The following is a 26518-nucleotide window of genomic DNA, read 5'->3' as shown; positions in this document are numbered from 1 at the left end:
TTAGCAATTTGTCTCCTCTGAATTCCTGTATATCTAAGGTTTACGTATGTAGATGTTAGCAAAATAAACACTCCCAGCTCACTTATAAATGACACCCTGTCATCGTCATTTGTTGGTTCCTATACGTGTACCAGATTGGTATTGCGTCGGGGACATCCCGTAATATCTGCTGAACGCCCGCGAGAATGAGTATACGTCTGGATAACCAATGGAAAGTGCGATATCCGTTACATTGAATTCTCCATCATTCAGCAGCTCAATACTTTTCTCCATGCGCAGTTTAATCAAATATTGCATAGGACTGAAGCCGAGGATGCGGATACATTCTTGATACAAATGGGAGCGGTGTACGCCAGCAATCTTTGCGACATTGGTAACGGCGATGCCTTCCATGTAGTGGGTGTCCATGTATTGTTTGCATCGCTCCAACCAATCGATATTCACTATGTTCCTCGCCTGCTCATCCGTCTTGCCGATTAACGATTCGAGCAGCTGATACAGCTTCAGCTGCAGCATCACTTCATCATACTCGGCACGGTCTCGAAGCATGCTATGAATACGGTTCATCGTCTGCGCATGCTCCGGCATCCAGCGATGGTTAACATACGGCCTCTCTTTACTGAAGCCGATTCGATCAAGAAAGGGTCCCGCTTGATTGCCTTGGAAAGCTAGCCAATACATCCTCAACTGCTGCTCGTCATCGGCTTTGGCTAGCTGATAGCTGTATCTAAGTCCAGGGTACAGACAGAATAGATCGCCTTTGCACAGTTGAACCGTTCCGTTACCATGTACGAGCGTAACACTTCCACTAATCACAGCATGCACAGAATAACATTCGATTACTTTTGGACCAACTAGGTAGTTGGACTTTGCCCTGTTCTGCCCAGCCCTAATGATCCATAAGCCTCCGTTCTTCTCGAATTCGGATGGTGTGTGGTACAGATATTCGGCAAATTCATGGCCATATTCTTTCATTCGCTCCCCTCCTTCCAAGGAACTATTACTATTATCGTGCTATGAATCGCTCAAGCAGCTCCATCTGCTTCTCCTGGAACTGATGCGCTTTCTCATTCTCCGCTTCCGGCGAACATATTCGCCGCAGCTCCGCATCAAGCTCTGCAGCCTTCCCTGGATATTGCTCATAAACATTACAAAGCTCTTCCGGATCTGTATCTAGGCGAAATAGCTGATGCGGTGCTTCCATGTAAACAATAAGCTTCCAGAATCCTTTGCGTATCATAAACGCGCCCGAACGGGTACCATGACCGTGATATTCAGAAAACACGACACGTTCGGTGTCATCCTGAGCGATTTGCTGCAGTGGGCTTCCTGCCCATTCAGCTGGCCTTATTACACCAGCAGCGTGAAACAACGATGCTTGCACGTCGTGCAAATCGACGGGAGTCGTTACCCGAACGCCCTGCGAGAACCCCGGGCCTGCTCCAATACACGGAATACGTACCGAGTCTTCATACAAGGAACATTTCCACCACATTCCGAATTTACCCAGCATTTCGCCATGATCCGAGGTGTAGATCAATTGTGTGGTTTCTGCTAACCCACGAGCATCTACCGTATCCAGCAGTCTTCCTAGCTGATCGTCAATAAACGCAACGTTGCCCACATAACCGCGTCGAAGTCCGCGAATTTGCTCCTCTGTAAACAAGTCTGCTTCGAAATGCTCGCGCAAATCTTTAGCATAGGGATGATTGGCGCTCTCCTCAATGACGCCATACCGAGGCAGATCAGCCGCTTCCGGATACAAATCCCAATAAGCTTGCGTATTCCATTGTGGAAAATGAGGATTAATCAAATTAATCGTCAAATTCCATGGCGTTGTAAGGGTAGGGGCGACATTCGTCAACCACGCCAATGCTGCATCCATAATCTTTAAATCAGAGTCGAAAGCGTCATCTTTAACCCCATAACCGTTTGCCCGTTGAGCTGCTCCCTCACGGATAGCAAGAGGCCTGCGATGGAAATTGACATCTCCCGGCAGTTTACGTGCCTTCGTATAATGAAGCTCCGAAAAACCTAGACGCTCTATATCGTCAAATACATCAGACTTGCCGAAGTAGACAGTATGAACGCCCTGCTCTCCTAGCACTTTGCCATAGGAAGCAGCACCCGTTGGCAAAGCCAGATTGCAATTGCTATAGTTTTGTAGTTCATGCACTCTCTTACCCGTAAAAAAGGCGCTGCGGCTTGGGCTGCAAAGGGGGGAAGGGCAATAGGCATTTTCATACACCGTACCTCTACCTGCTAGACGTTCCATATTCGGCGTCCGCAAAAACGGATGTCCATATACGGACGAATACATCGGATTATGCTCATCGGACATGATAATGATGGAATTGCTCATACTCATTCTCCCTCTCTTTACACACGTGATTCGTGTTCGGATACACGTCGCTGCCCGCTCTTTTTGCTTTGCGCCTCTACGATCTCGGCTTTCGGTTCGCCTGCCGCTTCCATTCTCCGGAGCAGTCGCTCTCTCAAAATAGCAGTGACATCTCCATGTGAAGCGAACCCTATTAAGTTCGTTAATTCATATGGATCTGCCTGAAGATCGTATAAAAATTCTTCAACGTAGGAATCCGCAGTTGGTACATCGCCAATCGGTTCTCTAGCCGATACGGAATATTTCCATCGCGAAGTTCGAATCGCTCTGCCGATCTGAGCTTCGCTGATCTGCACATAAACATCGTCCGGCCAACTAGCTGTCTCCCGACGTAACAGAGGAAGAAGTGATTTTCCCTGCATCGCTTCCGGCACCTCAATGCCTGCCGCATCCAGCAGCGTAGGCGGCAGATCGATCAAGCTGACAAGCTCGCGGATTTGCCCTCCGCTATCGAAACCTGGGCCGATTACCGCAGACGGTACACGGATGGAGCTTTCATGGCATGACCGCTTGTACTCGCTGTTGCGCGTTTTGAAATGGCACGCGTGGTCGGACGTAAACAAGATAATGGTATTATCGGCGAGTCCTAAACTTTTGACGGCGTCGAACAACCGTCCGAGTGCTTCATCGAGCCGTTTCACCATGCCAAAATAACCGCCTAGATGCTGCGCGCTTGTGCCGCCCAATGCAGCCAAATCAGGAGGTGTCCATCTGCCAGTGTAAGCTTCTTGATAAATGTCCGGCGATGGATAGTCATCCCGATGATTTTGATGATGTGGCTCCAAGAAGGAAAGGAATAGGAAGAAGGGATTTTCCTGCTCCTGATCGATGTAGCGAATCGCTGCATCTGTCAACGCATCGACTCTGTAACCGGGCAGCTTTACTCGCTCATTGTCATTATTAAAGACAACTGCATCGTAGGAGTCGGATGTCATTTCCAAGGCATTCGCCGCAAGCCAATACTCGTAACCGCCACGCCCCTTCTCCGTAACCGGATTCTCGCCAGCGAGATGCCATTTTCCGATATACCCGGTTTTGTATCCTGCGTTGCGGAAATAATGCGCCAACGTTTGTGTCCCTTCCGGCAGCGGAATTGAATTACGATGACAGCCCGTCGTCGTCGGATACAAGCCCGTCTGAAACACCGATCGCGCCGGACCGCAAACTGGCTGACAAGTAAATGAATTGTATAAATGAGTTCCCCGTGCCGCCATTCGATCGAAATTAGGTGTAAGTCCAAGCGGATTTCCGTGCACCCCAGTCGTATCCCAGCGCTGTTGATCCGTGAAGAATACGATAACATTCGGTTGTGAAGCTTTTTGTGCGTTTGCCATAAACATTCATCTCCTTCTTTTTCAATGCAAAATAGCAAGTATTCTCTCGTCAAGCATTGGCGATTCGGGGCATCCAAATCGGTTCTTTCCCAAGCTCCGCCCATGCATACCGCAGCAGCAGGTTGGATTTCAAAGCCTCATATTCCAGTTCATCCCATAGATTCCGCACTTCCAGTGGATCCTCCTGAAGATCGAATAGCTCGCCGTATGATTGATTGTAGTAGACCGTGAGCTTGTAACGCTCATCAACATATGTTTTCAAATGAATGGTCGTTGGTTCATGGTGGTTCTCACAAAGGATATGGTCGCGGGCAGCTTCTTGTTTCCCATTCCAAACCTCCCGTTGGTCTATCCCCGTCATGGAAGAAGGGATTGGCAAGCCTGCGTAGCTTAGCAAAGTCGGTGCATAGTCAACGAGTGATTGCATGGAAACCGACACGCGTCCTGCTGGAACTTGACCGGGGTAACGAGCAATCATAGGTACACGAATGAGATCTTCATAATGAAACGGACCTTTGGCAATGAGACCATGATGCCCGAATAAATGACCGTGATCAGACGTGAACACAACCAGCGTATCTTCTGCAAGACCGAGTTCATCCAACTTATCGAGAATACGTCCAATATAGGCATCCATTAAACTCGTCATTCCGTAGTACACCGCAATGTTCTTGCGAAGCTCTTCCTCATCATGCAAGTGTGAGCGTAAGCCATGCATGCCGAAACCGGACTCTCGATACGAGGAGAAATCAGGCTTTTCCTCTTGTGCCAGACGGAAATGCGGCGGATTGACAGCATGCTCTCCCTGCTGCAGCTTCGGAAGTGTTAACTGATTCGGATCGTACATCGTGTCCCATGGCTCTGGCACTAGGTAAGGTGGGTGCGGATCGAAGAAGCTCGCCCACAGGAAAAATGGCTGATCTGTTTGCTGGTACTGTTCAAGCAGCGCATTGGTGCGTTCAGCGATCCAGGCGTCATAATGATATTGTTCAGGGATCGCCCATTTGTGGACTTGCTTGGGATCCATCGTGCCGGTCGGAGATAGAAAATAGTTACGCCAGTCTGTGCAGCCTTTCTCCTCCAGCCATAGTGCGTAGTGCTGTCCGGCATGGGCCTCATTCGTATGATTCCGGGCAAGCTCCACATGCTTAAAGCCGTAATACGACTCGTCGAACTGCCTCCAAAAATCCAAATCCTGAAGCAGCGGGTATGCCTCTAGAGACGGATATTCCTCCGTCGAAACCAGTGGTTGGAAATGCGCTTTGCCAATGAGCGCAGTTTCATAACCCGCCTTCTGAAAATCTTCACCGACCGTATGAACATTCTCAGGAAGCTTCGTCCCCAATGTCCATGCGCCATGTTGACTCGGGTATTGCCCTGTAATTAAGGAGCTGCGGGTCGGCGTACAGGTAGGATTAGGGCAGTAAGCTCTGGTAAACATTGTTCCTTCCTTGACTAAGCGATCCAGATTCGGTGTCTTAATTTCAGGTTGAAAGGCACCGATCGTATTCCAATGCTGTTGGTCGCTTGTAATAAGCAAAATGTTAGGCTTGCGGCTCACAGAAAACAGCTCCACTCCGAAATTATTATTTTTTAACTAATTGCTTATAATCATCCGATGTATAGTCTTTATCCGCCTGCCAATTAGGGAAGGTGAAATCATCTCTGCTCACCTGCACACCAGATGACTTTACTTTATTCACAGCCTCGTCGAGGCCTTTGTTTAATTTCTCATCATAGGCTTTGAGCAAAGGTGCTGCATCTTTCTCAGCCCCCGTCAGCACCGCTTGCAGAATATCGCTGAATGATGGCTTGATTTTCGGCTGCGAAAGGGTTCCCAGTCCCACGATCACCTTAGCGGTTTGCGGGTTTTGAATCGCATAATCCGGCCGAAGTTTCAACTCTTCTTTATGTAGTTTCAAGAACGAATCGAATTCAGGGTACGGATATAGTGCCTTATTCTCATTAATACTATTAATTGGCGTTAAAGCGACGCCGCTGTTTAGGTACTTTTCATAAAATAGCTGTGAGGAAAAGGCTTTCTCTATAAACTCCGCTGCGGCTTTCGCATTTTTGGATTTGGCCGATATGAGATAGCCAGCTGGGGCTGCTTGCACATAGTAATAAGTTGGCTTGCTTCCAGTAGGCGTCGGTACGGCTGCGAGTCCCAACTTAACATCAGGCGTATCCCTCTTCGCAATCCACATGCGGGCGCGTCCATCAATCAGAAAAGCTGCCTTGCCTTGACCGAATAGCACACTTGCTTCTGTGCTTTTCAATGTAAAAGAGGAGGGCAAAATACTACCGTCCGCTTTGAGCTTTAACAAGAAATCGAAAGCATCAAGTGTGGCTTTGGAGCTGTATACGTATTGGCCGGTCTTATAATTGAATCCCTCTGCCGCCTGAGGATCAATGCCTGCGCTCAGCGCGTTCACGAATTTGCCGATGCCTGAGGCGTCACCGCTCTCTCCACCGCCGAATACGATCCCGTATACATCGCCCTTGCCCTTGGCCGTAATCGTGTTTGACATACTGCGCAGCTCATCCCAAGTTGTCGGCGGCTTCTCTGGGTCAAGCCCAGCTTTCTGCAGTACATCCTTGTTATAGTACAAGATCGAACTCAACTGCGGCCCCGTGAGTGGCCATGAGTAGGTTTTGCCATCAATGACGTTGACACCTTCGGCAAAGGATCCCGCAATAAACTGCTTCTTCCACTCCTCCGAAAGAAGACCGTCATACGGAAGCGCCCATCCATTGGCTACGATGGAACGTATATCTGTATTTTGCGGAGTTTGGAAAATATCTGGAAGCTCGTTAGACGTGGCTGCCGCCTGAACAGCTGAATTGTATTCAGCCCAAGGCATGTAACGGGCTTCGACCCGAATACGACCTTTGTTTTTTTCATTAAATTCCTTTACCATACGCTGACCAGGACTCTCGTCCCCCTTCAAGAAATCGCTTCCTCCCCACACCGTGACGACTGCTTCTTGCCCGACTTCTTTCGTTTGTTCCGGATTTTCAGCGTTATTTCCTGTGCAACCTGAGAGCACCACAACACTCCCCAGCGCCAAAGCGCCAAATCCATTGATCCATTTCTTATTCATAGCCATCCTCCTCTTAAATTAAAAAACTTTTTCTTAAATATGCTTATCCTTTAATTGCACCTGAGACACCTTCGATAAAATAGCGCTGCAGCAAAATAAATACAGCAAGGATAGGCAGCAAAGATATGCTGGCCGCCGCTGCCATTCCCGTCCAGTCCATCGTATTTTCGCCTACGAACTGAAACATACCCACACCGAGCGTCCGTAAATTTGGCTTGCTGAGTGTGAAAATGAGCGGCATAAGAAACGCGTTCCACGTCCACATAAACTGCATGATCGCTGTAGTTGCGATGATCGGTTTTGCCATAGGAAGCATAATGCTCGCAAACGTTCTGAAGAAACCACTCCCGTCGATTTCCGCTGATTCCTCCAGTTCCTTCGGAAGACCACGGAAATAGGCAACGAATAGCAAAATAAACAAGATATGTCCGCTGCCCGCCTCTGCTAAAATTACTCCCCAAAGGGAATTGTTGAGTCCCATAGTGTTAACGAGCGAATAAACCGGAATAATCGTGTATCCCTTGGGCATGAACATTGTCGCAGTAACAGCCGTTACGAAAAACAGCCGTCCACGAAATCGATAACGTCCAATTGCGTAACCCGTAAGGGAGCACACAGCGAGCACGATGAGCACTACCGAAACGGTAACAATCAGTGTGTTCCAGAAGTAAACGGAAAAATGTGCCGTTTCCCATGCCCGTTTATAATTAGCAAGTTGAAACTTTTGCGGCAATAACGTGATGCCTGAAACGATATACTCGTTATTTGTCTTGAAAGAGGCGGCAATCATCCATATGAATGGATAAATCCAGACGATGCCAATCCCGATCAACAAAGTATGCAAAGCTAATAGCGGCATGCGCAGAAGCTTCCTTTTCAAGGTGAGTCCCTCCTATAACCGCCCGGACGCTTTACGTCCGCCAGTCCATTTGACAAACAACCCCAATATAATTGAAATGAGCATGACCACAATCCCATACAAAACTCCCGCTGCGGAGGCGAAGCCTACCCGGGCTTCCCCGTTGCCAGAGAACGCATACCGGTATATGTATACATCAACCATATCCGTTTTGAAGGCTGGGCCGCCGTTGGTCATCGTCTTAACCAGATCAAATACATGGAGCGCATTAACGGCCGACATCAGCACAATAACAGTCCCAACCGGCAGCAACAGAGGTATCGTCAAATAACGGAACAATTGCCAAGCGGAGGCTCCATCGATACGGGCTGCTTCGAACAATTCCTTTGGCAGAGCTTGAATACCCGCTAACCAATACACAAGCTTCATCCCGAAGGTTTTCCAAATGCCAACCACAATGACAATCGCCAATGCCGTATCGATCGATCCGAGCCAATCCACTGGCCGTTCAATCCATCCGAGACGCAGGAGTACCTCGTTCACTAGACCTTTATAAGCACCGAATGCAAACCGCATCACTAAGCCAACAACGGCCGTGGTCGTAACAACCGGTAAGAAGTACACCGTGCGGTAAAACACCTTCCCTTTGAGCCAACTAGCATTCAACAAGAGAGCCATGAGCAGTGCAAGCGGTACTTGAATCGCTACCAAACAAACCATAAACAAAATACTGTTGCGAAAAGCGTTCCAGAAAATCGGATCAAGAAGCGTCTCCTTGAAATTATCGAATCCCGCGAAATCTCGAAGAGGTCCGTAACCATTCCAATGGAAAAAAGCATACACATAGCTCATTGCGATAGGGTACACCGTAAATAGCAGGAACAAAGCCAACTGCGGCGCGATAAAAGCCCAGCACCACATCTCTTTGTGCAAGCGGTAATGAAACCATGTCGGCTTCTCTCTTTTCTGCGTTTTATTTTGAGTAACCATTTGCATGCAGTTACCACCTCCTTTCATTTGAATTCAATCCATTAGGCATCTGCCGCACAGCGAAACCCTATGTTCCCTGTTGAACTATCCGGCGTATTAGCACTGCGAGCAGCAACTCGGTAGCGGTTGCAGTAAGACTTATGGCACAAATACGAACCCCCGCGCATCGATCGGCTAACGCCGAAAGATGGCCCGCGCGGATTTCTCCTGTTTCTGTCCGGCGCTGCTGTAAACCAATCGGAGCACCATTCCCACACATTGCCAACCATGTTATACAAACCGTAACCATTCGGTGGGAACGAACGGGCAGGTGCGGTACCAGCGTAACCATCGGAGGCATGGTTTTTGTCTGGGAATTTCCCCTGCCAAACATTGCATAAATGCTCTGCACCAGGCTTCAGTAGATCGCCCCAAGGGTAGCGCTTCTGAATTAAGCCTCCACGAGCCGCAAATTCCCACTCGGCTTCCGTCGGAAGCCGCTTGCCGGTCCATTTGGCATACTGCGTTGCATCATGCCAAGAAACATGAACGACGGGATGATCCAGCCGTTCATCGATCGAAGAGCCACTGCCTTCCGGCCGAGACCAGCAAGCTCCGTTCACAGCGAGCCACCACGGCACGTTCGGCACTGGCCTTGCATCCACCTCCCGTACCTTATCTGGGACGAACAAATGAAAGACGAACGACCATCCGAACCTTTCCGCCTCCGTTACATAACCAGTTTGCCGGACGAACTTGGCGAACTGCTCATTCGTAATCGTGCAGGCATCGAGATAGAACGGTGAAAGCTCGACCGTTCGAATCGGCCCTTCCCCGTCATTCGGGAAGCCTTCTGCATCATCGGTGCCCATCAAGAAATCGCCTCCCGGCAAATAAATCATGCCTTCTGCTAGAAACGGTTCCTTCTTGCTACTCCCAGCAACCGATTCCATATGTATGAATGTGATCTTGTTTTGCGGCGCGACGGATACTTGCTGCTCCTCTGTTCGAGCAGCGGAGCAACAGCTAAGTTTGTTAGTTGTTCGCATGAAGCGTCTTCCTTTCTATGTTTAGAAATAAAAAAAAAGAGACGCACGACATGAACAATTACGTTCATGAGTTACGTCTCCGTTTATACGGTCGACTATGTTGAAATTAATTAATTAATTAAAACCAATAAGATTACTCGGTTATCTCTTTGTCTAGAATTTTATCCCCTAACCCCGTAAATTGTCAACCGTTTTTGGCAAATTGTTTAGAAGATCGTGAAACGCTAGACCACCAAACTATCCTGCACAAGTTTAAAATAGCCGTATGCCTCGACGCTCTACTGCACGTTAGCTGAGTGAAGGGCTACCAAGTGGCAGCCCTTCTGGCATTGAACTATCGTTCCTCGTTAGTTTAGCGAACTTTTATAAAATCTCAAGCGCTGGAACATTATCATGACCCATCTACAATTAATTCAGTGGCAGAATTTTTCTTAGTTTTTCTGACCTTTGTGCTTGTTTAACTTGTTTCAAATTTCCTTCCATCATTTGAATGAGTGGATGGTTTGGTGGGAGATTTTGCATTAATATGCGTAACTTGTGAGTTTTATCAGCCTCATTAATTGGATGAGTTCGCTTTAAATTTTCAAACTTCTGTGCCTGTTCAACTAGATTTATATTTACTGGCATATTTGAAATGAGTGGCTCATTTAGAGATAGTTTTTGCATTATCTTTTCTATCCTACTATTCGGGGCATTAATCACATTATTCACCCACTTCCTCGCAAACGAATAATTGGTTTATTCAAATTGATATATTATTTAATCTAAATCAACAGTTTTAAAATCCTTATCTAGAACCGTTTGTCCTACAACATTATTACCAGATAGTTCTATACCCTGACTTGTTACCACAACATTTTCCGATGTGTTAAATAACGTGACTCTGACTTCATATGCAAAAACACCTGTAGTAAAAGCAACAAATGAACACGTAGTGCTTTCTTTAATTGTAATTGCGCCACCATTACCTTCTGTTAAATTGGGTCCGTTGAATGAAAGAACTGGTAATAGTGTAGGTATATTATTGTTCCAACTAAAAATTTTTACTAATGCTTTACGGTCATCATCTGGATCTAGATTTGCGACTTCCACATCCACTAAAAATGCTTGGAAATTGAAATTATTTAGGATCCCACTTGATTTAATTATCTTCGATATATTAGACATTAAATTTCCTCCTTTAATGTTTTAGGGAATCTTTCTCCTATCACATTAAATGAGAATCTATATTAATTTGCTATGTACACTGTCCACTTAGAGGACATTTTATAAATAATAACATTCTTCTTCAACTATTCTGCCCGTTAGCTTAACGAAGCTACAAGCGAATCCCGTGGTAGCTTTATTGTGAAGATATTCAACTATCGCGCCCGTTACTTCAACAGACAAAGGCAGCCGATCAATGCCGGCTGCCTTCATGGCTCCTTGATTAAATTATAATTCCTCGTTAACGAAATCACTTCTTGTAATAAACTCTTACAAAGATTTAATCAAATGTTTTATTGATCTTATTGAAAGCATTAATTAATTCATCGAGTTCCATCGAACAATGAAGACATCTAGGGTCTGAAAGACCATATGTTCTAGCGTATTTATTTAATTGTTGCCGTTTCTCGTAAATGGCCTGATCGATTGCTGAAAGGTTGTCCAAAGCTTGTTCAGGCAGAGCCTTTGATAGCTCCCGCTTCAAAGGGATCTTTCCCATGGATTTGTATTTCATTTGATTTACACTCCTTCTCAACTTGTTTAACGACGAGTGAGAAGAAGGTAAATCGAGGCGGTTGAGCTGGTGGCGGCTTCGACCATTGATTCGTACTAAAAAGCCGGAAGTGTTCATAGTTTTGGTTCTTTATCTTTGGCAGAGGCAGAAGAATATCAGGAAAAAGAAAACCCAGACTTCCAAATGACGCACTGCTTCCAGTAACGAGAGATCCGCCCCCTCCCGTTGACCCGTTTCCTGTGTAAAGAGTCAACGGGGCGGAAAACCAAGTACTCGCGAGATCCGTACGAATCGGAGTTGCTTCTGATGTTCCTGTCTGTTCCTTCGCGGCCATCTGTGGCTCGATCAGAGCATTCACTTCCGTCGGAACGGGCAATGATAATACGAGCTTCAACATCCGTAAGGCCGTAGGAGGATCAGGATCTCTTATCGTGGAACACGGGAATGATTTGCTTACCGAGCCGTCTTTCCATTGATCCGCTGTCGGAGTTAACTTGACCTGTGCATCGGGTACGGTACCGTTCACTGGAAACGATCTTGCGGTAGGACTTTCATTCCCACTCGTATTGAAGTGCAGATTCTGAGCTCCGTCTGTTACGATAAGCGGTTCTTTCTTTCCTATCTCAGCCTTTTCTCCCTCGATCAGAGGTAGATTCGACTGGCTCGTACTCGGCACTGGGATATCCGTCACAGACACTTTCACTTGAAGAACGGTCGGAGTAACCACCTCGATTTGGGGTGCTGGTATCGGCGTCAATGGAACTTCAGCCTTAATCGCAGGCGTCTCTATTTGAACGATTGATGTGTCGACTTTTGCGGCAGGCAAGTTTACCGACACCAACGGTATCCGATCACTGGATACTTCCACCTTCACAGATGGAACGTCCAAATTTACCAAAGGCGTTTCAACTGAAATAGGAGGTGTTATCACCTGCAGATCGGGAAGCAGACCGTGTCCGGAAGTTTTCTCCGCAGACGGAGTCGAAACAGGTGGCAAAGACGACGAATCTTTCACCTGGTTAGTGGTAGGTGGAGCCGAATTTCCGATGTTGGTCAGAACGTTAGATAAATTCGGAAGATTCGATACCACTGGCGTCAAATTTAATTGTCCGGAAACCGCTCTCAGTGAATTCTCAGACCCCGACTCTTCACTAGAATGCTTGGCTGAGTAGATTGGGTCTACCGTTAGGTTATTCAGCGACTCCAATAGAGTGGCCTTTGCGATGAGGGGATACGCATACTGCTGTATAAACGCCAGAACGAATACGATGCACAAACTCCTAAGCCAGATCGTTCCTTTTGTTCCTGAATGCTTTGTAAACATACTGTTTTTCACCTCCTTCCCGGCCAAATCAAGTGGGGATACGGATTCCTAACATCTTCCACGAGATAACCCTTTCAGATCTAATGACACTTGTAATCTGGCTTTTGTTACATTTACATAATACTACTTCCAAAAGTTAGTACCTATATTGTTGCTTCTTCTGTTGATACTGGACTTAAATCAGTACCAGTTATTTTAAAATCCCTGATTAGCCAACCCTATTGCTTCTGCGCTTTTATGCAAATCAATTATATCTCGAAGCTTCATGTTACAACATTTTAAATTTAAAGAGTTACCTAGTACCTGGCATATTCGTAGTGCTTCAGTTACACATCCCTCGTCCCGATAAAATTTCCATGTTACCCTGCCCGTTAGTGAGCGAAAGGCTGCCGATCGTGCCGGCAGCCTCCCATTGCAGTGTATTGAACAAACGTTCTTACGTTCTACGCCTAATAATCAACCATTTTTCTTCTTTAAAAACTGCACCCTCTACATTTACTATGAACAAGAAAAATGCCTCCGATAGGATCAATTAACGTTATTCGTTAGCTTAGAACGTGTGGATTACTCAACTGTGCTCCTCAATCAATGAGATTTTCCTTCCTTAATCTCGAAAACTCCGTCGCATAATACGCCATGGCGATGGCTGGTAAGGCGATTCCGATCAGCAGTGCCGCCTCCCAGCCCCCCGTTGCGTAAGCCCATCCCCCTGCCGCTGAGCCGATAGCGCCCCCTAAAAAGAAAATGGCCATATACAAACCGTTAAGCCTACTGCGAAATTCCGCTCCTAAAGAGAAAATCACCCGCTGCCCGAGAACCATGTTGGCGGAAACCCCCATGTCAAGTAAAATCGCCGCAACTACGAGGATGGGGATTGCGAGTGCAGAACTTGATGGAACTAGCAAGGGAAGCAACCCGGAAATGATGACGATGGCCAACGCCCATCCCGTAGCCGGGCGAACCCATCCACGGTCTGCCATACGGCCCGCCGCTGGCGCCACAATTGCCCCCATTACCCCGACTAATGCGAACAGAGCGACCTCCTTCTGAGTGAAATGGAACGGCTGACTTGTCAATACCAACGGAACTGTAGTCCAAAACAAACTGAACGTTCCGAATACACAAGCATGATAAATTGCCCTCCGGCGCAATGCCGGTGTTGCCTTCAGCAGATGCAGCATGGAGTGCAGCAGCGCCGGGTAAGCTGTAGCGGTCAAAGGCTTCCTTGAGGGTAGTGCCTTTGCCAATACAAGAGCCAGCGCGAAAATCAATGCTGCGGAGATGAGATATATGGCGCGCCAGCCCATATACTCCGCCACCAAGCTTGAAATGGGACGCGCGAGCATAATCCCCAGAAGTAGCCCGCTCATGACGTTGCCCACATTGCGACCGCGCACGGCTTCAGGCGAAAGATGAGCCGCATACGGTACAAGGATTTGTGCTGCTACGGAACCTACTCCGATCACGAGTGAAGCGGTGAGGAACAGGATGGCGCTTTTGATTACAGCGGCAATTGTCAAAACAACGGCTGTAAGGAGCAATGATGAAAGGATCAACTTACGATTATCCAGGATGTCTCCCAACGGTACGATAAATAACAAGCCAATCCCGTAGCCGACTTGAGTCAATGTAACGATGAGTGCGGCAGCCCCAGAGGAGAGCCCGATGGTCGAACCGATGGAGCCTATCAATGGTTGAGCATAATAAAGATTTGCCGCTATGATACCGCAAGCGGCTGCCAGGATAAAAATCAGCGATGCCGAAACCGATTTTTCCGTTGGAAAGGAAGCTGAATGCATAGAAAGTCCCCTTTGCTCACCAGAATTTTATGGAACAGTCGTTCCAGAATGTGCAAAAAAAAATGTTTTATATCAATTCCATCACCATGTCTATCATCTGCTGCATCTTGCTGCGGTCACCCTTCACCTTCGCAACGATATTTATACTATGATTCAGGTTTGAGAGCAGATAAGATAAAGTCTTGATATCTTTCTCAGGCATGATTTCTCCCGTCTCCTGACCTTTGCGCAGCAGCTCGTAGAAGGATTTCTCCAACTCGTCAAACCGCTCCCTGATCAACGCATTCAGTTGCTCATCTGGCGAATCCATGCCGACTGCTGCATTAGTAATGAGACAGCCCTTCGGTGACTCTCCGTCCAAGGCGGAATCGATGTGTATCTCGAAGTACTGCCGGATTCCCGATTTTGCGGATGTCGCATTGACGAGGATGTCCCGTTTGGCTTGCTTCCACTTCTTGTACCAGTTGATCGCCTCGATATAAAGCGTTTGTTTGTCCCCGAACGTTTCGTACAGACTTGATCTGCTAAGATCCATAGCTTCCAGCAAATCGGGAATGCTTGCCGCTTCGTAGCCCTTCTTCCAAAAAACGAGCATCGCTTTATGAAGCACCGCTTCTTTATCAAACTCTTTGTAGCGTCCCATGGTTCTCCCTCCGTTTCCGTAGGTAGAGTATATACCTTTCCGGAACGATTAGTCCAGTATTTTCTGCAGATATGAAAATTAGAAATAATTCGATTCTGCAACCGGACACTATATGCTACCCAAAACTCTCGATCACTCATCAGGGTGCGTAGTCTTTGGAACTCTTGAGTCTGCCGCGTATGTTTATAATAATAACCACGGCTTACAATGTCCGCGATGACAAGCGCATCCTTCGGATCACTCTTGGAAGGACTATTATCTCGATTCTCCTTGTTTCTTTTGGTCGTGGCCGGATTCACTAGGACAACATTAGATCCTTTGTTTGTAAGCCAATTCGCTAATTCCACCAATAATGCCCTGTGGGTTCCATGCCAATCTTGGAACGATAATTACGTTGATGCTTCATTTAGTCAGAATATAGAACGTAAAAAGCTCAATGGTGATTTATCATTTTCACCTGATGGCTCTTTTATTATCGGCAAGCGAATGAAAATAACCCTATTTACTTTTATCCTAAGGTATGGTAAATTTATTTCGACAGATATAGAAATAATGACAATAAGCAAAGGTGAGATAACGATGATCGAGGATAACGCGGAAGCACGGCAAGCCGTCAAAGTATACAAAGCACTAGGGGAACCGACACGGCTTAAAATTGCCCTGTTGCTTAACGAAGAGAGGAATTTGTGCTGCTCCGATATCGGAAGCAAGCTGGAATCCGTCGCTGGCTCGACACTATCCCATCACCTGAAGCAATTGACGGATTGCGGCCTGCTCGATCTCCGAAAGGATGGAACGTACATCTACTACAGCGTGAACCGCGAAATAGCACAAAAGTATGCACCGTATTTGCTGGAATAATTTTTTGTCATTATTTCTATATTTCTAGAAATATAGAAGATAGGATTGAGAGAGGAGTAAGAAAATCATGTCATACGCTTGGAAAATTTACATGTTGGCCGCCGTCAGTTTTCTAGTCGGAACGTCGGAGTTTATCATCGCAGGAATTTTGGATAAAGTTGCGGAGGATATCGGTGTCTCGGTGTCCGCTGCAGGACAGCTCATTACCGTTTTCTCGCTCGCTTACGCTTTCGGGACCCCTCTCCTTATGGCCGTTACTGCCCGCTTGGAGCGTCGGAAGCTGCTGCTTTACTCACTCGGCCTTTTCGTAATAGGAAACGGAATCACCTTTATTTTGCCGGGATATGAATCTCTAATCGGATCTCGGATCATCTTGGCACTCAGTACCGGGGTGTTTGTCGTTACAGCCATGACCGTAGCCTCCAAGATGGCTCCGCCTGAAAAGCAAGGTAGCGCCATAGCGACACTCGTTATGGGCTTCAGTACCTCGCTGATCATCGGCGTTCCTCTTGGAAGGGTTGTCGCTTCCGCCTACGATTGGAAAACTATTTTCGGGGGAATCGGCGTACTCGGGCTGTTCGCTATGCTTCTTATTGCCTTCACGATTCCGCAAACGGATGGCGAAGAACCAGTGCCGCTTCGTAAACAGTTGGCGCTGTTGAAGGAACGAAAAACCGTTTTGGCCTTGTCTGTAACCTTCTTCTGGATCGGTGGATATTCGATTGCCTATACGTACATTTCGCCGTTTCTACTCACCGTTACGGGAATGAGTGAAAAATGGGTAAGCATTGGATTGTTCGCTTTCGGCATCGCAAGCTTGATTGGCTCTAAGCTCGGAGGCTATAGCACAGACAAATGGGGATTTCCCCGCACGCTGGTCGGCGGCATGCTGCTGCACGCAGTAGCTCTAATCCTGTTATCGCTGGCAGCTCTATCCCCTGCTCTCGTGTTCCCGCTTCTCATGCTCTGGTCATTCTCGGCCTGGTCGTCGGGTCCTACGCAGCAGGTTCATTTAATCACGCTTGCTCCGGAAGCTTCCGGCATTATGCTTAGCCTAAACATGTCGGTCGTTCAGCTTGCCATGGCCGCCGGAGCGGGGATTGGGGGCATCGTCATAGAGCAAGCGTCGTTGCCGGCCATCAGTTGGATTGGGGCTGCGGGAGTTACCATCGCCGCGGGGACAGCCGCTGCATCGCTCGGACTATCTCGCTCCCATTCGCGCAGGAAGTTGGAAGAGCGAAACTTGAGGGAAGTGGAAGCCTGATTAATCAAATAGGAAGCCAAATTTCACGATAGCTCTTAACAGTTCCGCAGATGGCTGCCGATCCCCCGGTAGCCTTCTCTTTTGGAAGGCCTATACATTCGGAAAGATATGGTTGAGGTGTTCGTCGTAACACTCAAAGACCCGATAAGTAGTTGTAGTCGTTTTGCTTGTCCCACTTGGTTTACTAGATTGATAGACTGCTACTGTTTGATTCAACTAAAAGTTTCCAGTTCACCCAACCCCGAGACTGTACCTTGCTAAACAATCGCGAAACCAATTTGTCATTAAATGAGCAATCCCCGTTGGCAAGTTTCTTACGGGGATTGTACTATGTCAACAGCCCGACATTTATCCATGCTAATCTGCTCTTTAGTTGAATTACAAAAAAGAGACCCACAGCAACGGGCTGAGGGTCTAAGGTTTATATTTTAAAGGGGCGAGTTCCACTGTCTTCCTTCCGGTCTGCTTGCTCGCGATATAGCCAACGAACTATCCATCCCTCTTCCAAACACTTCTTTGATACTAAAGCCTTATCCTCCCCGATTTCTAATCAATGCGGATCGTCTTTTTTAATGATTACTCTAGTATTATTCTTAAGTTTCCTTTAACTCGGGGTTGAGATTCCGAGTCGCCGAACGTAATAACTTGTATGCATGCCTGTTTCAGTTGTTCCGCATGGACTAAAGGGAAGCTACAAATGCAGCTCAATCGGATGAGCTGGCATGCGAAGTCATTAACATCTCTTGAGCTTTTTGCGGATCGTCCATGAGTAGAGTCCGATACTCCAGCATCTTGTTAAGGGTTTCCAGCATTTGGTCGTATTCTTCCTTCTTGCTTTCGATCTCCTTTTTCTTGCCGCGAATCCAATCTATAATCTGTAGGTTAGTTTGCGCATTAGCGTCGTGGTCCTGCAGAACTTCCTTCAGTTCAGCCAGCGAACAGCCGATGGACTGGAACTTCTTGATGAGCTTCAACCGCTCGATAGCTTCTTCCGAATAGTTACGGTAATTGTTGCTTTCTCGCCGGACATGCCGATCATCCAGCAAGCCTTCCTTTTCATAAAAGCGGATCGTATGGATCGTTAATCCCATCTTGTCCGCCAGTTCCTGAATTTTCATGATCATTTCTCCTTTGAAGCGCTTGCCATAGAGTTCACTTTATAGTTTATGCTTAACATGATCAAGCAGTCAACATTTGAAGGAGGATATCATTATGCATGTTTTTGTTACAGGAGCAACAGGGTATGTCGGTTCTGCGGTCGTCCAGGAACTGATCGACGCGGGACATACAGTTTCGGGGCTTTGCCGTTCTGAAGAGAAAGCCGCGGGGTTAAAGGCGGCAGGAGCCGAAGTGCTGTTCGGCAATCTGGACGATCTCGATACTCTAGGCAGCGCTGCCGCGGCTGCGGACGGCGTGATTCATCTGGCATTCACCAACGATTTTTCCGACTTTGAAGGTGCGTTAGCTCTGGATTTGCGGGCCGTCAAAGCCATGGGAGCGGCGCTCGAAGGCACCGGGAAGCCGTTCATTACCACAGCTCACGCAAATGGACATACCGTGGATCTTGCAGTGCTCGCAATGGCAGAGCGGGGTATTCGGACATCGATCGTCTCGCTTGCACCGTCCGTGCACGGTGAAGGTGATAAGGGCTTTGTGCCAATGATGATCAAGATCGCCCGGGCGAAGGGCTTCGCCGCCTACATCGGCGACGGAACGAACCACTGGCCGGCGATTCACCGCCTGGATGCTGCGGTCCTGTACCGTCTGGCGCTAGAAATAGCCCCCGCGGGCTCACGGCTGCTTGGCGCCGGCGATGAAGGCATTTCGCTCCAAGAGATCGCCGCGGTCATCGGGCGGCAACTGAACGTGCCGGCGATCAGTATAACACCTGAAAAAGCAATCGCCCATTTCGGCTTTCTTGGTAGAATTGCGGCATTAGACATCACAAGCTTGTATAACACTACGCAAGCGAGTCTGGCAACAAGGGAGCTTCTGGGCTGGATACCGATGCAGAACGGATTGATCGCTGATCTCGAAAAAGGACATTATTTTGCATAAAAAAAGGAGGGCGTACCTTAAGCCATAAATGGCTGCTTTGGCCCCCCTATAATCACTTCGACTTAAGCTATTAGTATCTGGCTGGACTATATTGAGCATCATCAGTCAACAATTTTACCTATAACAGGCCCGTTAATAGCCTGCCGGATCACTTCGGCAGGCTGTATTATTGTGGTATCTGTTCTTTGTTAGCGCAAAAAATTATTTAAGAGAAACCTTTTTCTTAGCCCTAAAACCGAAGATATCAAAAACACTAGTCCATCACTTCTTTTTCCATTTTATCACAACCGCTCATTGATCATAACTACCCTTAGTTGAATGGTCATTACAAAAAAGCGATGGATTGATTCCACCGCTGAGCTTCGTACCATTTAACTTACTTCTTCACTCTCGTTAGACAAAGCCTTTAACATATTTTCCAAGCTATTGTTATCCCAAATAATAACAAAATACTTTTCTTTCTTTAGTTTTTCTAAAGCACCTAAACGATGATTACCATCTCTTATACTAAATATTCCATTTCTATTTTCCGCAATTAAAGGTGGCATATCCCACCCACCTTCAATACGTTCACAAATTTGATTAATGTTGTAGTTCCACCAATCTTCATTTTCAACGTACTCCATATGCTGTTCAGGTCCAACCACTCTGTCGAGACGATTTATTTCGACTTCTAATGGACCTAGATAGTATCGTTTTTGCATTTTTAAACCTTCCGATAAACCAACATTATCTCCTTCACTATTCAAAAAAAAAAATGAATCCATGTTTCAATATCACCATTTGAGGCATATTCCATTGCTGCTTTCAATGTAAATTCCGACATAACTTACACCTTCTTTTTATATCTTTTCCTATTCCATGAAGTATTCGTGGAGTAATTAAGGTTTTAAATTCAAAATCCCACTCCCCAAAAATCATTGGATCGGGATTTATCAGTACATGAGTACTCTAGACAGACATCATACTCGTTCAACGTTTCAGTCTCTTTTTGTATATTCCGTGAATGATCTCTTCAAATCCTCTGTTGTATAAAGCTTGCCCGCTACAAATAGGGACATGTTACCCAAGATAAGATATTGAGCCATATTGCCAGTGCCATCGTTGGGACTTGTTCCGGATTGCTTTGTTTTTTTCTTGAACAACTGCTCGAACTCTCCATCCTGGACGGTGTCGAGAACGTAAGCCATCTCGACCTTTGTATATTTGTTAGACATTACTAATTTCTTGATTAGTGATTGGTACCCTTCACGCTGCGACACTTTGTTTCCGACCAGCTTTTTCTCCAATGTTTCAAAATCGTAAGCAACCTCACAAAGATACATAACATTATCTTTTTCTATGTAAGATACATCGACTTCCTGAAGCTCTCTTTTGCTGTCCATATCTTTCTCATCCCATTTTTTCGTTCCGATATATATCGGCGTTATCGCCTCATCCGATAGATTGGCGGCTGCCCTGTTGGCATGACGGAACTCGGCCATATGTCCCTGGAAATTGACGAATTCCGCACCTTTGCACATATCCTCCGTGGCCTGCTTGAATTCAGGCTCGCTAATTTTGTTAGGGGTATACTTATGAGCCAGTGTAAGCTCCTGCGCCACTTCATGCATCAGTTCATTCACCTTCTTGCGATTGCCGGTCGCGGATTTTATTCTGCCGATATTTAATGCCAACAGATCGACCTTTTCCGAATTGCCCAAAATGGTAGAAACGATGTTCAAGAGATTATCGTTGTTCTTCCAGCTTTCCTCTATTAATACCTGATTATCCTTGCGGTGGCGCTCCTTTTTCTCATTTAACATCTTGTTACCTCCTGTGCCGTTTGCCTCCCGTTCGTCGGCTTCTTTTGCTTTCAGAGCAGTTTCAGGATTGTTTATGGCCCACTCATTTCTTAACTCTGAAACACGTTGCATAAACCTATCTTCATCTTCCTTGCGCCAGAGATCCGTGAGCTTTTTGATAACTGCTTTTTCTTCTTTATACTGGGCCTGATAACGACTTTTTAAATCAGTTTTTATCTGCTCATCCACATAGGTCACCCGATGTTGCCGAGCCTTTTCCAAGTCAACAATTTTATCCTGTACGTCTTTATGTTCCTTCTCGAGAGTTTGCTTTTCGGATCTGAATTTCTCCAGTGTCTTGAAATTGGTGTCCTTATTATCGATTTCCCATTTATTTATAGCTTTGTCAACAACTATCTCTGCTTCTGCTAATTCTTTAGCTTCAGAAGGGTATTCGGATGCCCAGCTTATATCTGTCCTCAACTTGTCGACACTCTTCCATTTATTTCTTTCAACGATCCTCTTTTGTCGGGTATCCAATGATGCCTTGGTTATCTCATCCTTAGCCAGATCTGTGGTTCGCCCTTTTTCAATGACTGCGATTGATTTTTTTAGCTCTTCAATTTTTTTTGAACGTACTTTTTGCGGGTCTTCGGTGACAGGCACTAACGGTTTCTTATCAGCGATTTGTTTATCAGGAGGCCGCTTAATCGCTTTCTCATCGTACTTATTGGTCGATTTCTGCGTCAATTTTACTACAACATCCGACTTTTCAACGGAAGTCAATTCAACAGTTCCTTCTTTGATAGCAAACGAATACTGCTGATCCCCAGAAGTAATACGGACAAGGTCGACGATTTGATCAAGATTTTTTTTGCGGAAAGTATTGGATGCCAGAGTTTCCGTAACAACCTTCTGCATTTCTTCAGTATTGAGTTTGTACCACTCTAAATTCGTAGGCATGACGACGATATCGGCAATTTTGGTTGAACCTTCAAGCGCAACTTCCTCATTCTGTCCGTTCAACTGCTTGACAGCCTTGATAATCTCCCGTTTAACGGTTTCTACTAATGCCCCTTCGACAACCTTATGTTGGATGGTTTCGACATTACTCCCCCACACGACGCTATCTCCGCCCCATCCGTATCCGAGACCAATCGGTATCTTATCGAGCTCATTCGCTTGCTGTTCCTTTCCTGATTGATTCAAAGCATCTCTTAGATTATCAGGCAGCATCGTTCCGAACTGGGCGGTATTACCTGCTTTTATTTGCTCAAGGGCAAACAATATCTCACGAACAAAGCCGGTGCCAGATTTTGTGGCTTCATTGTCGGTCTTGCTAGTTGATGTCTTCTTAGCCGAACCACTTTCCCGGATTTTAGCCCTGAACGCGGTAAGCGTCTTGTGGAGTCCGTCAGGATTCAACACAAGGCCACTAACTGCCATTTCAAAAATCTCTGCAAACAACCCCGTCGCCTCTCCAATCTCTAGAATTTCCTTGACCTGAGTTTCAGCGTCTTTGTACGTAGGTTCGTCCTCTTTCACTCTGTACATCGTCGAAACGGCTTTATCGACTTGACCCTGGCTATAGCGCTGCAGCACCGGATGCGGCATATCTGATATGGATAATGAGCGAGCGGTTACCGCTCCAGTGTTGGATGTCACCATACGCTGAACTGCCCGGTTTCCTATGGTTTGCTGTAGCTGCATCACTTGATTGGGTCGCATTAGAAATGACGGAGGGCCTGACGGCCTTTCAGAACTTAGGCCCTCTTCTGAGGGCACGCGTTCCTTCCCTGTCAAACTCTCATTTTTTGTACTTTTCCTGCCGGTAAACATATTCATGGACAACAATATCGAGATCTCCTTACGGCGTGGATTCCATCAGCCATTGGATGATTGTTATATAACTGTTGTTACTGATTTCCTTTATTTTACATCAAGAAATTTTGAATAACATGGGTCTTTTGGAATATTATTATATTTTTAACTTCCAAAGGTTGGGAAAGTGTCTGAATGTAGAAAGTTGGTAGCGACTCTATCGTGAAACATTATGAGCGCCCAGGCTAGCCCATGGGTTCCTTCTTCCGAATATTGTGTATGTAATCCGCCTATAAAATTTAAAAACGCCTCATGGCGCCACTCCTGTTTTTCGAGTTATGCTGAAATAAGAAATCATTCAAGATTTAGCATTTAACATAGGTTACTGGAGGAGCACAATAATGAGACATATAGGATCCGGCTAGAGGCTGCGATCTAATGGACAGATATCATGTTTTCTCATCGGAGGATATGGTGAATTGGGTTGATGAGGGAGAGATCCTCCGCTCAGATGACGTGTCTTGGGGCAGACCAGAAGGCGGATTTATGTGGGCACCCGACTGCGCGTTCAAAAATGGGACCTATTATTTCTATTATCCGCATCCAAGTGGTTCGAATTGGAACGACTCTTGGAAAATGGGCGTCGCAACAAGTCAACACCCTGGAAGTGGCTTTACCGATCAGGGATATATCGTAGGACTTGGCGGGTTTGCGATGATCGATCCATGCGTACTGGTGGATGACGACGGTCGAGCTTATATGTATTACGGTGGTGGGAGCAGGTGTGCAGGCGGTGAGCTGAACGACGATATGGTGTCCCTTAAGGGGGACATGCAGGATATGGTTGGGTTGGAAGATTTCCACGAGGCAGCTTGGGTGTTCAAGAGAAACGACATCTTCTACTTGAACTACTCGGACAATCTCGACAACCTGAACCGCATGCGTTACGCCACCAGCACGAGTCCCCTTGGTCCGTGGACATATCGTGGCATTTTCCTTGAGCCGACTGGCTGTTCGACTTCCCACGGCTCCGTAGCAGAATTCAAAGGACAATGGTATGGTCAATACGCTCCCTCTCTAGTTGAGAAATGGCTCTCTCCATAACTTGGCCGAGTTCCAGCGTATTAATCGGCTTCAACAAATAGTCGAAGGCACCGAGCTTCATGGCTTGTCGGACGATTTCGAAATCATCATACCCGCTGACGACTACAGCATTCCAGGCAAACGTTGCCTCCTTCACTAACGCGTCGAGCAATTGGAGTCCTGACATCCGTTTCATTTTCATATCCGTTATGATCAATTCAGGCTTATGTTCTAGTGCCAAGGCTAACGCTGAGTAACAACAAAAAAGGCCGCCCAGAAAGCTCTGGCCGGCCTTTTTGGCTTGATTATACAAGCGGTCTATCAATTAACGTAGCAAAATTGAATTGGTGTCTATGCTCATCATTCTCTGTCGTCATTCCGGTGACGAAGTGCACATGCTTGCCGTTGCCGACAGGAATGGCGGGCCCTGTTTTGATTTTTTTGAGATTATGAAAATGATCTAAAAAGTCCGTATTCGATAGATCGATTTCATGAATATGGCTTTTGCCGCTCCGAATCGCTTGCCCTGTTACGCCTGCAAATCGATGATTGTGTCTGTCCGCGCCTTCCTCCGCCAGCTTCGTACTTCCCTCAAATTCATGAACGTGCGTCTGCCGCTTTCTCGTCGCCTTTTTTTTCATCCGACAATGTCATCCCCTTGGAGTCAAGTCACTTCAAGAGTAGTTTATTAATTATCGGCAGACGTTGTGTTAGGTCTATCGACCAATTATTGAAGAGCTGTCATCCCATTCATTACTTCGGAACCGAGCTGGGGTACATAAACAGTAGCAAATACGGCGTGCCGAGCAAAGCCACGATAATACTTCAAAAAAATAGGGACGTCTGACTGTGCGTCAGCCAGTGTCGTTAAACAGAAGAGGCTACCGATCCATTGTTAGCGGTAAAATGTTCTCGAATGCAATTGATTTTCCATATTCGACTCCGCGAAAGTCTTGCGCTCTAGCCAAATGATTGAACTTGGCGATGTCTACACCAATAATTACTCTAGCCGGTGATTTGAGTTATTTTCTGATTTTGGGTAGAATTCATAGTGTAGTCTCCTTGATATTGCTATTGGATCTGTCGCTGTCCAGCAACTAGGATCCTTTTTACATCATACCAAGGAGTCTTTTTGGTCTTCAAACCTCGTATTTCTACATTATAGGAATGCTGCCCGTTAGATGAATAAATGCTGCCAATGCCGGCAGCATTTAAGGATGTTATATTCAGCAAATGTTATCTGTAATTTAAATAACAAAAATACGATTTGCAGTCTAGAGAAGGTAACCTCCACTGCTGTCCCCCCCCCGGATATAAAAACATTTTCAGTATTTGGTGTGCTTTCCTCATTTCGCTAAATTATTCGTCCTATAATCACAAGTAATATTAGAGCATAAAATACAAACAGAGCCTGTCAAACCACAACTGCTGAAATCAGCAAACTCTGGTGAGAGGCTCCTACATGAATCGTCTATGTATGTTCTATGTCATTCGGACAATGTTCTAATTCAATAGTATACAAAAACTACAAATGGGAATTTTAATTGTGACATCTTCTTTCCTAAAATTGGAGGTATATTGGTGGTCACTTTGAACATTATTATGTTTTTAATAAGCATTGGGGTTCTGTATACATTACGAAGGATGCAGAAAATATTCCTACCAATTGAAAAAATAGTGTACTACATGGTCATTGTAGTTACCATTGAACAGATCCATTCGGCGATTCTTGATAATTATAAGCTGCTTGAGTTTTCGGAAGCTCTTTCCGCTTTTTTCTTCTATAAAATGAATCAGTTAGTAGTATTTCCGATCGCAACGATGTGGCTTCTTTTTTCGTTTTTCCACAGTAAACCACGGTTCCTCTTCAAAATGCTTTTCTTAGGGATATGGTTTGCAGTTTTGATCGAATCGTATATGTTATTTGAAAAATTAGGTATAGTGAAATTTACGGGCTGGAATTTCGGCTATGCGATCGTTGTTTGGTATGTCGTCTTGGTTGAATCATTTTGCTTCAGCTTATTATTCAGAAAAATGTATGGGAAGTGTGATCACCGTGATATTGTATCCCCCTGAACGATTTGACATAAATGAATGGTTTACTCTAATTTCATTGGCTGTTTTATTAACCGTAGCAATATTGCTTCCTAAACGTTTTTCTCCACTATCGATTATAGTTTATACGGTATTTACTGTATTTATTTCGCAGACAGTTGATTCGTTAATAGCTGTTAAACCATTTGATTTGTATGACGTAAACGATAGTTCTAAATATGAGGTAATGGATATTGTCATTTATTATTTTAATTACCCTCCATTCACATACATTTTTTTATGGTTTTATGATAAGTGGAAGCTGAAAGGAATCTATCGCAATCTATATATAATCGGGTTCTCATTAATATCTGTTTTTTTTGAGTGGTTAGCTCACCTTTGCCACGTATT

24 protein-coding genes and 2 pseudogenes are annotated in these 26518 nt (G+C 45.9%); 5 read left to right on the top strand and 21 right to left on the bottom strand.

What is annotated here, in order from left to right; translation table 11 throughout:
* Positions 1-105 precede the first annotated feature (105 nt).
* From ASL11_RS34985 to ASL11_RS36205, 15 genes and pseudogenes are all read right to left on the bottom strand, one after another.
* Positions 106-975: an AraC family transcriptional regulator gene (locus ASL11_RS34985; RefSeq protein WP_056625980.1), complete on the bottom strand. Its 870-nt coding sequence runs from the start codon at positions 973-975 to the stop codon at positions 106-108.
* Between the two features lie 31 nt (positions 976-1006).
* Positions 1007-2362, bottom strand: a complete 1356-nt coding sequence (locus ASL11_RS34980) for a sulfatase-like hydrolase/transferase (protein WP_056625977.1) — start codon at positions 2360-2362, stop codon at positions 1007-1009.
* Positions 2363-2379: 17 nt separating this feature from the next.
* Positions 2380-3735 (bottom strand): sulfatase-like hydrolase/transferase, encoded by a 1356-nt coding sequence (locus ASL11_RS34975; RefSeq protein WP_157257159.1) that lies wholly within the window; start codon positions 3733-3735, stop codon positions 2380-2382.
* Positions 3736-3784: 49 nt separating this feature from the next.
* Positions 3785-5296 carry a sulfatase family protein gene (locus tag ASL11_RS34970; protein WP_056625970.1) on the bottom strand — a complete coding sequence of 504 codons (1512 nt, stop codon included), beginning with the start codon at positions 5294-5296 and terminating at the stop codon, positions 3785-3787.
* Between the two features lie 25 nt (positions 5297-5321).
* A complete protein-coding gene (locus ASL11_RS34965; protein ID WP_056625967.1) occupies positions 5322-6839 on the bottom strand; it encodes an ABC transporter substrate-binding protein in 1518 nt (505 codons plus the stop codon).
* Between the two features lie 43 nt (positions 6840-6882).
* Complete coding sequence (locus tag ASL11_RS34960) at positions 6883-7719, bottom strand: carbohydrate ABC transporter permease (protein WP_235550667.1); 837 nt, start codon at positions 7717-7719, stop codon at positions 6883-6885.
* A 12-nt stretch (positions 7720-7731) separates the two neighbouring features.
* Entirely contained in the window at positions 7732-8694 is a 963-nt protein-coding gene (locus ASL11_RS34955) for a carbohydrate ABC transporter permease (RefSeq protein ID WP_157257158.1), read from the bottom strand.
* Between the two features lie 35 nt (positions 8695-8729).
* Positions 8730-9716, bottom strand: coding sequence for a formylglycine-generating enzyme family protein (locus ASL11_RS34950; RefSeq protein WP_056625964.1), 987 nt, complete (start codon positions 9714-9716; stop codon positions 8730-8732).
* A gap of 408 nt (positions 9717-10124) precedes the next feature.
* Positions 10125-10427, bottom strand: a complete 303-nt coding sequence (locus tag ASL11_RS34945; protein WP_157257157.1) for a hypothetical protein — start codon at positions 10425-10427, stop codon at positions 10125-10127.
* A gap of 48 nt (positions 10428-10475) precedes the next feature.
* Complete coding sequence (locus ASL11_RS34940) at positions 10476-10883, bottom strand: hypothetical protein (protein WP_056625957.1); 408 nt, start codon at positions 10881-10883, stop codon at positions 10476-10478.
* Positions 10884-11202: 319 nt separating this feature from the next.
* Complete coding sequence (locus ASL11_RS36920) at positions 11203-11421, bottom strand: aspartyl-phosphate phosphatase Spo0E family protein (protein ID WP_157257165.1); 219 nt, start codon at positions 11419-11421, stop codon at positions 11203-11205.
* Entirely contained in the window at positions 11375-12760 is a 1386-nt protein-coding gene (locus tag ASL11_RS36915; RefSeq protein ID WP_056625953.1) for a hypothetical protein, read from the bottom strand. The genes ASL11_RS36920 and ASL11_RS36915 overlap by 47 nt, the downstream gene beginning before the upstream one ends.
* A 581-nt stretch (positions 12761-13341) precedes the next feature.
* Complete coding sequence (locus ASL11_RS34930; RefSeq protein ID WP_056625950.1) at positions 13342-14559, bottom strand: MFS transporter; 1218 nt, start codon at positions 14557-14559, stop codon at positions 13342-13344.
* Between the two features lie 67 nt (positions 14560-14626).
* On the bottom strand, positions 14627-15202 hold the full coding sequence (locus ASL11_RS34925) for a TetR/AcrR family transcriptional regulator (protein WP_056625947.1): 576 nt from the start codon (positions 15200-15202) through the stop codon (positions 14627-14629).
* An 83-nt stretch (positions 15203-15285) separates the two neighbouring features.
* Positions 15286-15578: pseudogene (locus ASL11_RS36205) on the bottom strand (IS110 family transposase); the annotation flags it as partial.
* 203 nt (positions 15579-15781) lie between these two features.
* On the opposite strand from ASL11_RS36205, the gene ASL11_RS34920 reads away from it, so the two are divergent.
* Together ASL11_RS34920 and ASL11_RS34915 are read left to right on the top strand one after the other, a co-directional pair.
* On the top strand, positions 15782-16063 hold the full coding sequence (locus tag ASL11_RS34920; RefSeq protein WP_056625944.1) for an ArsR/SmtB family transcription factor: 282 nt from the start codon (positions 15782-15784) through the stop codon (positions 16061-16063).
* Positions 16064-16130: 67 nt separating this feature from the next.
* Positions 16131-17327 (top strand): MFS transporter, encoded by a 1197-nt coding sequence (locus ASL11_RS34915; protein ID WP_056625942.1) that lies wholly within the window; start codon positions 16131-16133, stop codon positions 17325-17327.
* A 704-nt stretch (positions 17328-18031) separates the two neighbouring features.
* Here ASL11_RS34915 and ASL11_RS34910 read toward each other — a convergent pair.
* Positions 18032-18445: a MerR family transcriptional regulator gene (locus ASL11_RS34910; protein ID WP_056625939.1), complete on the bottom strand. Its 414-nt coding sequence runs from the start codon at positions 18443-18445 to the stop codon at positions 18032-18034.
* Between the two features lie 94 nt (positions 18446-18539).
* Between ASL11_RS34910 and ASL11_RS34905 the strand changes: the two genes are divergently transcribed.
* Positions 18540-19385: an SDR family oxidoreductase gene (locus ASL11_RS34905; RefSeq protein WP_056625936.1), complete on the top strand. Its 846-nt coding sequence runs from the start codon at positions 18540-18542 to the stop codon at positions 19383-19385.
* A 371-nt stretch (positions 19386-19756) separates the two neighbouring features.
* On the opposite strand, the gene ASL11_RS34900 is transcribed toward ASL11_RS34905, so the two are convergent.
* Together ASL11_RS34900 and ASL11_RS34895 are read right to left on the bottom strand one after the other, a co-directional pair.
* Positions 19757-20152 carry a ParB N-terminal domain-containing protein gene (locus tag ASL11_RS34900; protein ID WP_082596073.1) on the bottom strand — a complete coding sequence of 132 codons (396 nt, stop codon included), beginning with the start codon at positions 20150-20152 and terminating at the stop codon, positions 19757-19759.
* Positions 20153-20365: 213 nt separating this feature from the next.
* Positions 20366-23023, bottom strand: a complete 2658-nt coding sequence (locus tag ASL11_RS34895) for a hypothetical protein (RefSeq protein ID WP_056625929.1) — start codon at positions 23021-23023, stop codon at positions 20366-20368.
* Positions 23024-23428: 405 nt separating this feature from the next.
* On the opposite strand from ASL11_RS34895, the gene ASL11_RS34890 reads away from it, so the two are divergent.
* Complete coding sequence (locus tag ASL11_RS34890) at positions 23429-24094, top strand: family 43 glycosylhydrolase (RefSeq protein ID WP_056625927.1); 666 nt, start codon at positions 23429-23431, stop codon at positions 24092-24094.
* Here the strand turns inward: ASL11_RS34890 and ASL11_RS36200 are convergent.
* The 3 genes and pseudogenes from ASL11_RS36200 to ASL11_RS37785 all read right to left on the bottom strand — a co-directional run.
* The gene (locus ASL11_RS36200) at positions 24033-24386 is read right to left on the bottom strand and encodes a response regulator (RefSeq protein WP_235550666.1); all 354 of its coding nucleotides are present in this window, start codon (positions 24384-24386) and stop codon (positions 24033-24035) included. The two genes, ASL11_RS34890 and ASL11_RS36200, sit on opposite strands and share 62 nt — an antisense overlap.
* Positions 24379-24714, bottom strand: coding sequence for a YmaF family protein (locus ASL11_RS34885; RefSeq protein ID WP_056625920.1), 336 nt, complete (start codon positions 24712-24714; stop codon positions 24379-24381). The genes ASL11_RS36200 and ASL11_RS34885 overlap by 8 nt, the downstream gene beginning before the upstream one ends.
* Positions 24715-24981: 267 nt before the next feature.
* A pseudogene (locus ASL11_RS37785) lies at positions 24982-25123 on the bottom strand (IS110 family transposase); the annotation flags it as partial.
* A gap of 531 nt (positions 25124-25654) precedes the next feature.
* Between ASL11_RS37785 and ASL11_RS34880 the strand changes: the two are divergent.
* The gene (locus ASL11_RS34880; protein WP_056625917.1) at positions 25655-26149 is read left to right on the top strand and encodes a hypothetical protein; all 495 of its coding nucleotides are present in this window, start codon (positions 25655-25657) and stop codon (positions 26147-26149) included.
* The last annotated feature ends 369 nt before the right edge of the window (positions 26150-26518 follow it).

Origin of the sequence: Paenibacillus sp. Soil750 (assembly GCF_001428045.1) — a bacterium.
GTDB lineage: Bacteria > Bacillota > Bacilli > Paenibacillales > NBRC-103111 > Paenibacillus_E > Paenibacillus_E allorhizoplanae.
The sequence above is the reverse complement of the archived record's forward strand: the minus strand, read 5'-3'. Positions and strand labels throughout refer to the sequence as shown.

Bases quoted from the DNA above. Each gene is read 5' to 3' on its own strand.
- ASL11_RS34985 (WP_056625980.1), bottom strand. From the start codon at position 975: ATGAAAGAATATGGCCATGAATTTGCCGAATATCTGTACCACACACCA.
- ASL11_RS34980 (WP_056625977.1), bottom strand. From the start codon at position 2,362: ATGAGCAATTCCATCATTATCATGTCCGATGAGCATAATCCGATGTAT.
- ASL11_RS34975 (WP_157257159.1), bottom strand. From the start codon at position 3,735: ATGGCAAACGCACAAAAAGCTTCACAACCGAATGTTATCGTATTCTTC.
- ASL11_RS34965 (WP_056625967.1), bottom strand. From the start codon at position 6,839: ATGAATAAGAAATGGATCAATGGATTTGGCGCTTTGGCGCTGGGGAGT.
- ASL11_RS34955 (WP_157257158.1), bottom strand. From the start codon at position 8,694: ATGCAAATGGTTACTCAAAATAAAACGCAGAAAAGAGAGAAGCCGACA.
- ASL11_RS34950 (WP_056625964.1), bottom strand. From the start codon at position 9,716: ATGCGAACAACTAACAAACTTAGCTGTTGCTCCGCTGCTCGAACAGAG.
- ASL11_RS34940 (WP_056625957.1), bottom strand. From the start codon at position 10,883: ATGTCTAATATATCGAAGATAATTAAATCAAGTGGGATCCTAAATAAT.
- ASL11_RS36920 (WP_157257165.1), bottom strand. From the start codon at position 11,421: ATGGGAAAGATCCCTTTGAAGCGGGAGCTATCAAAGGCTCTGCCTGAA.
- ASL11_RS36915 (WP_056625953.1), bottom strand. From the start codon at position 12,760: ATGTTTACAAAGCATTCAGGAACAAAAGGAACGATCTGGCTTAGGAGT.
- ASL11_RS34930 (WP_056625950.1), bottom strand. From the start codon at position 14,559: ATGCATTCAGCTTCCTTTCCAACGGAAAAATCGGTTTCGGCATCGCTG.
- ASL11_RS34925 (WP_056625947.1), bottom strand. From the start codon at position 15,202: ATGGGACGCTACAAAGAGTTTGATAAAGAAGCGGTGCTTCATAAAGCG.
- ASL11_RS34920 (WP_056625944.1), top strand. From the start codon at position 15,782: ATGATCGAGGATAACGCGGAAGCACGGCAAGCCGTCAAAGTATACAAA.
- ASL11_RS34915 (WP_056625942.1), top strand. From the start codon at position 16,131: ATGTCATACGCTTGGAAAATTTACATGTTGGCCGCCGTCAGTTTTCTA.
- ASL11_RS34910 (WP_056625939.1), bottom strand. From the start codon at position 18,445: ATGAAAATTCAGGAACTGGCGGACAAGATGGGATTAACGATCCATACG.
- ASL11_RS34905 (WP_056625936.1), top strand. From the start codon at position 18,540: ATGCATGTTTTTGTTACAGGAGCAACAGGGTATGTCGGTTCTGCGGTC.
- ASL11_RS34900 (WP_082596073.1), bottom strand. From the start codon at position 20,152: ATGGATTCATTTTTTTTTTTGAATAGTGAAGGAGATAATGTTGGTTTA.
- ASL11_RS34890 (WP_056625927.1), top strand. From the start codon at position 23,429: ATGGACAGATATCATGTTTTCTCATCGGAGGATATGGTGAATTGGGTT.
- ASL11_RS34885 (WP_056625920.1), bottom strand. From the start codon at position 24,714: ATGAAAAAAAAGGCGACGAGAAAGCGGCAGACGCACGTTCATGAATTT.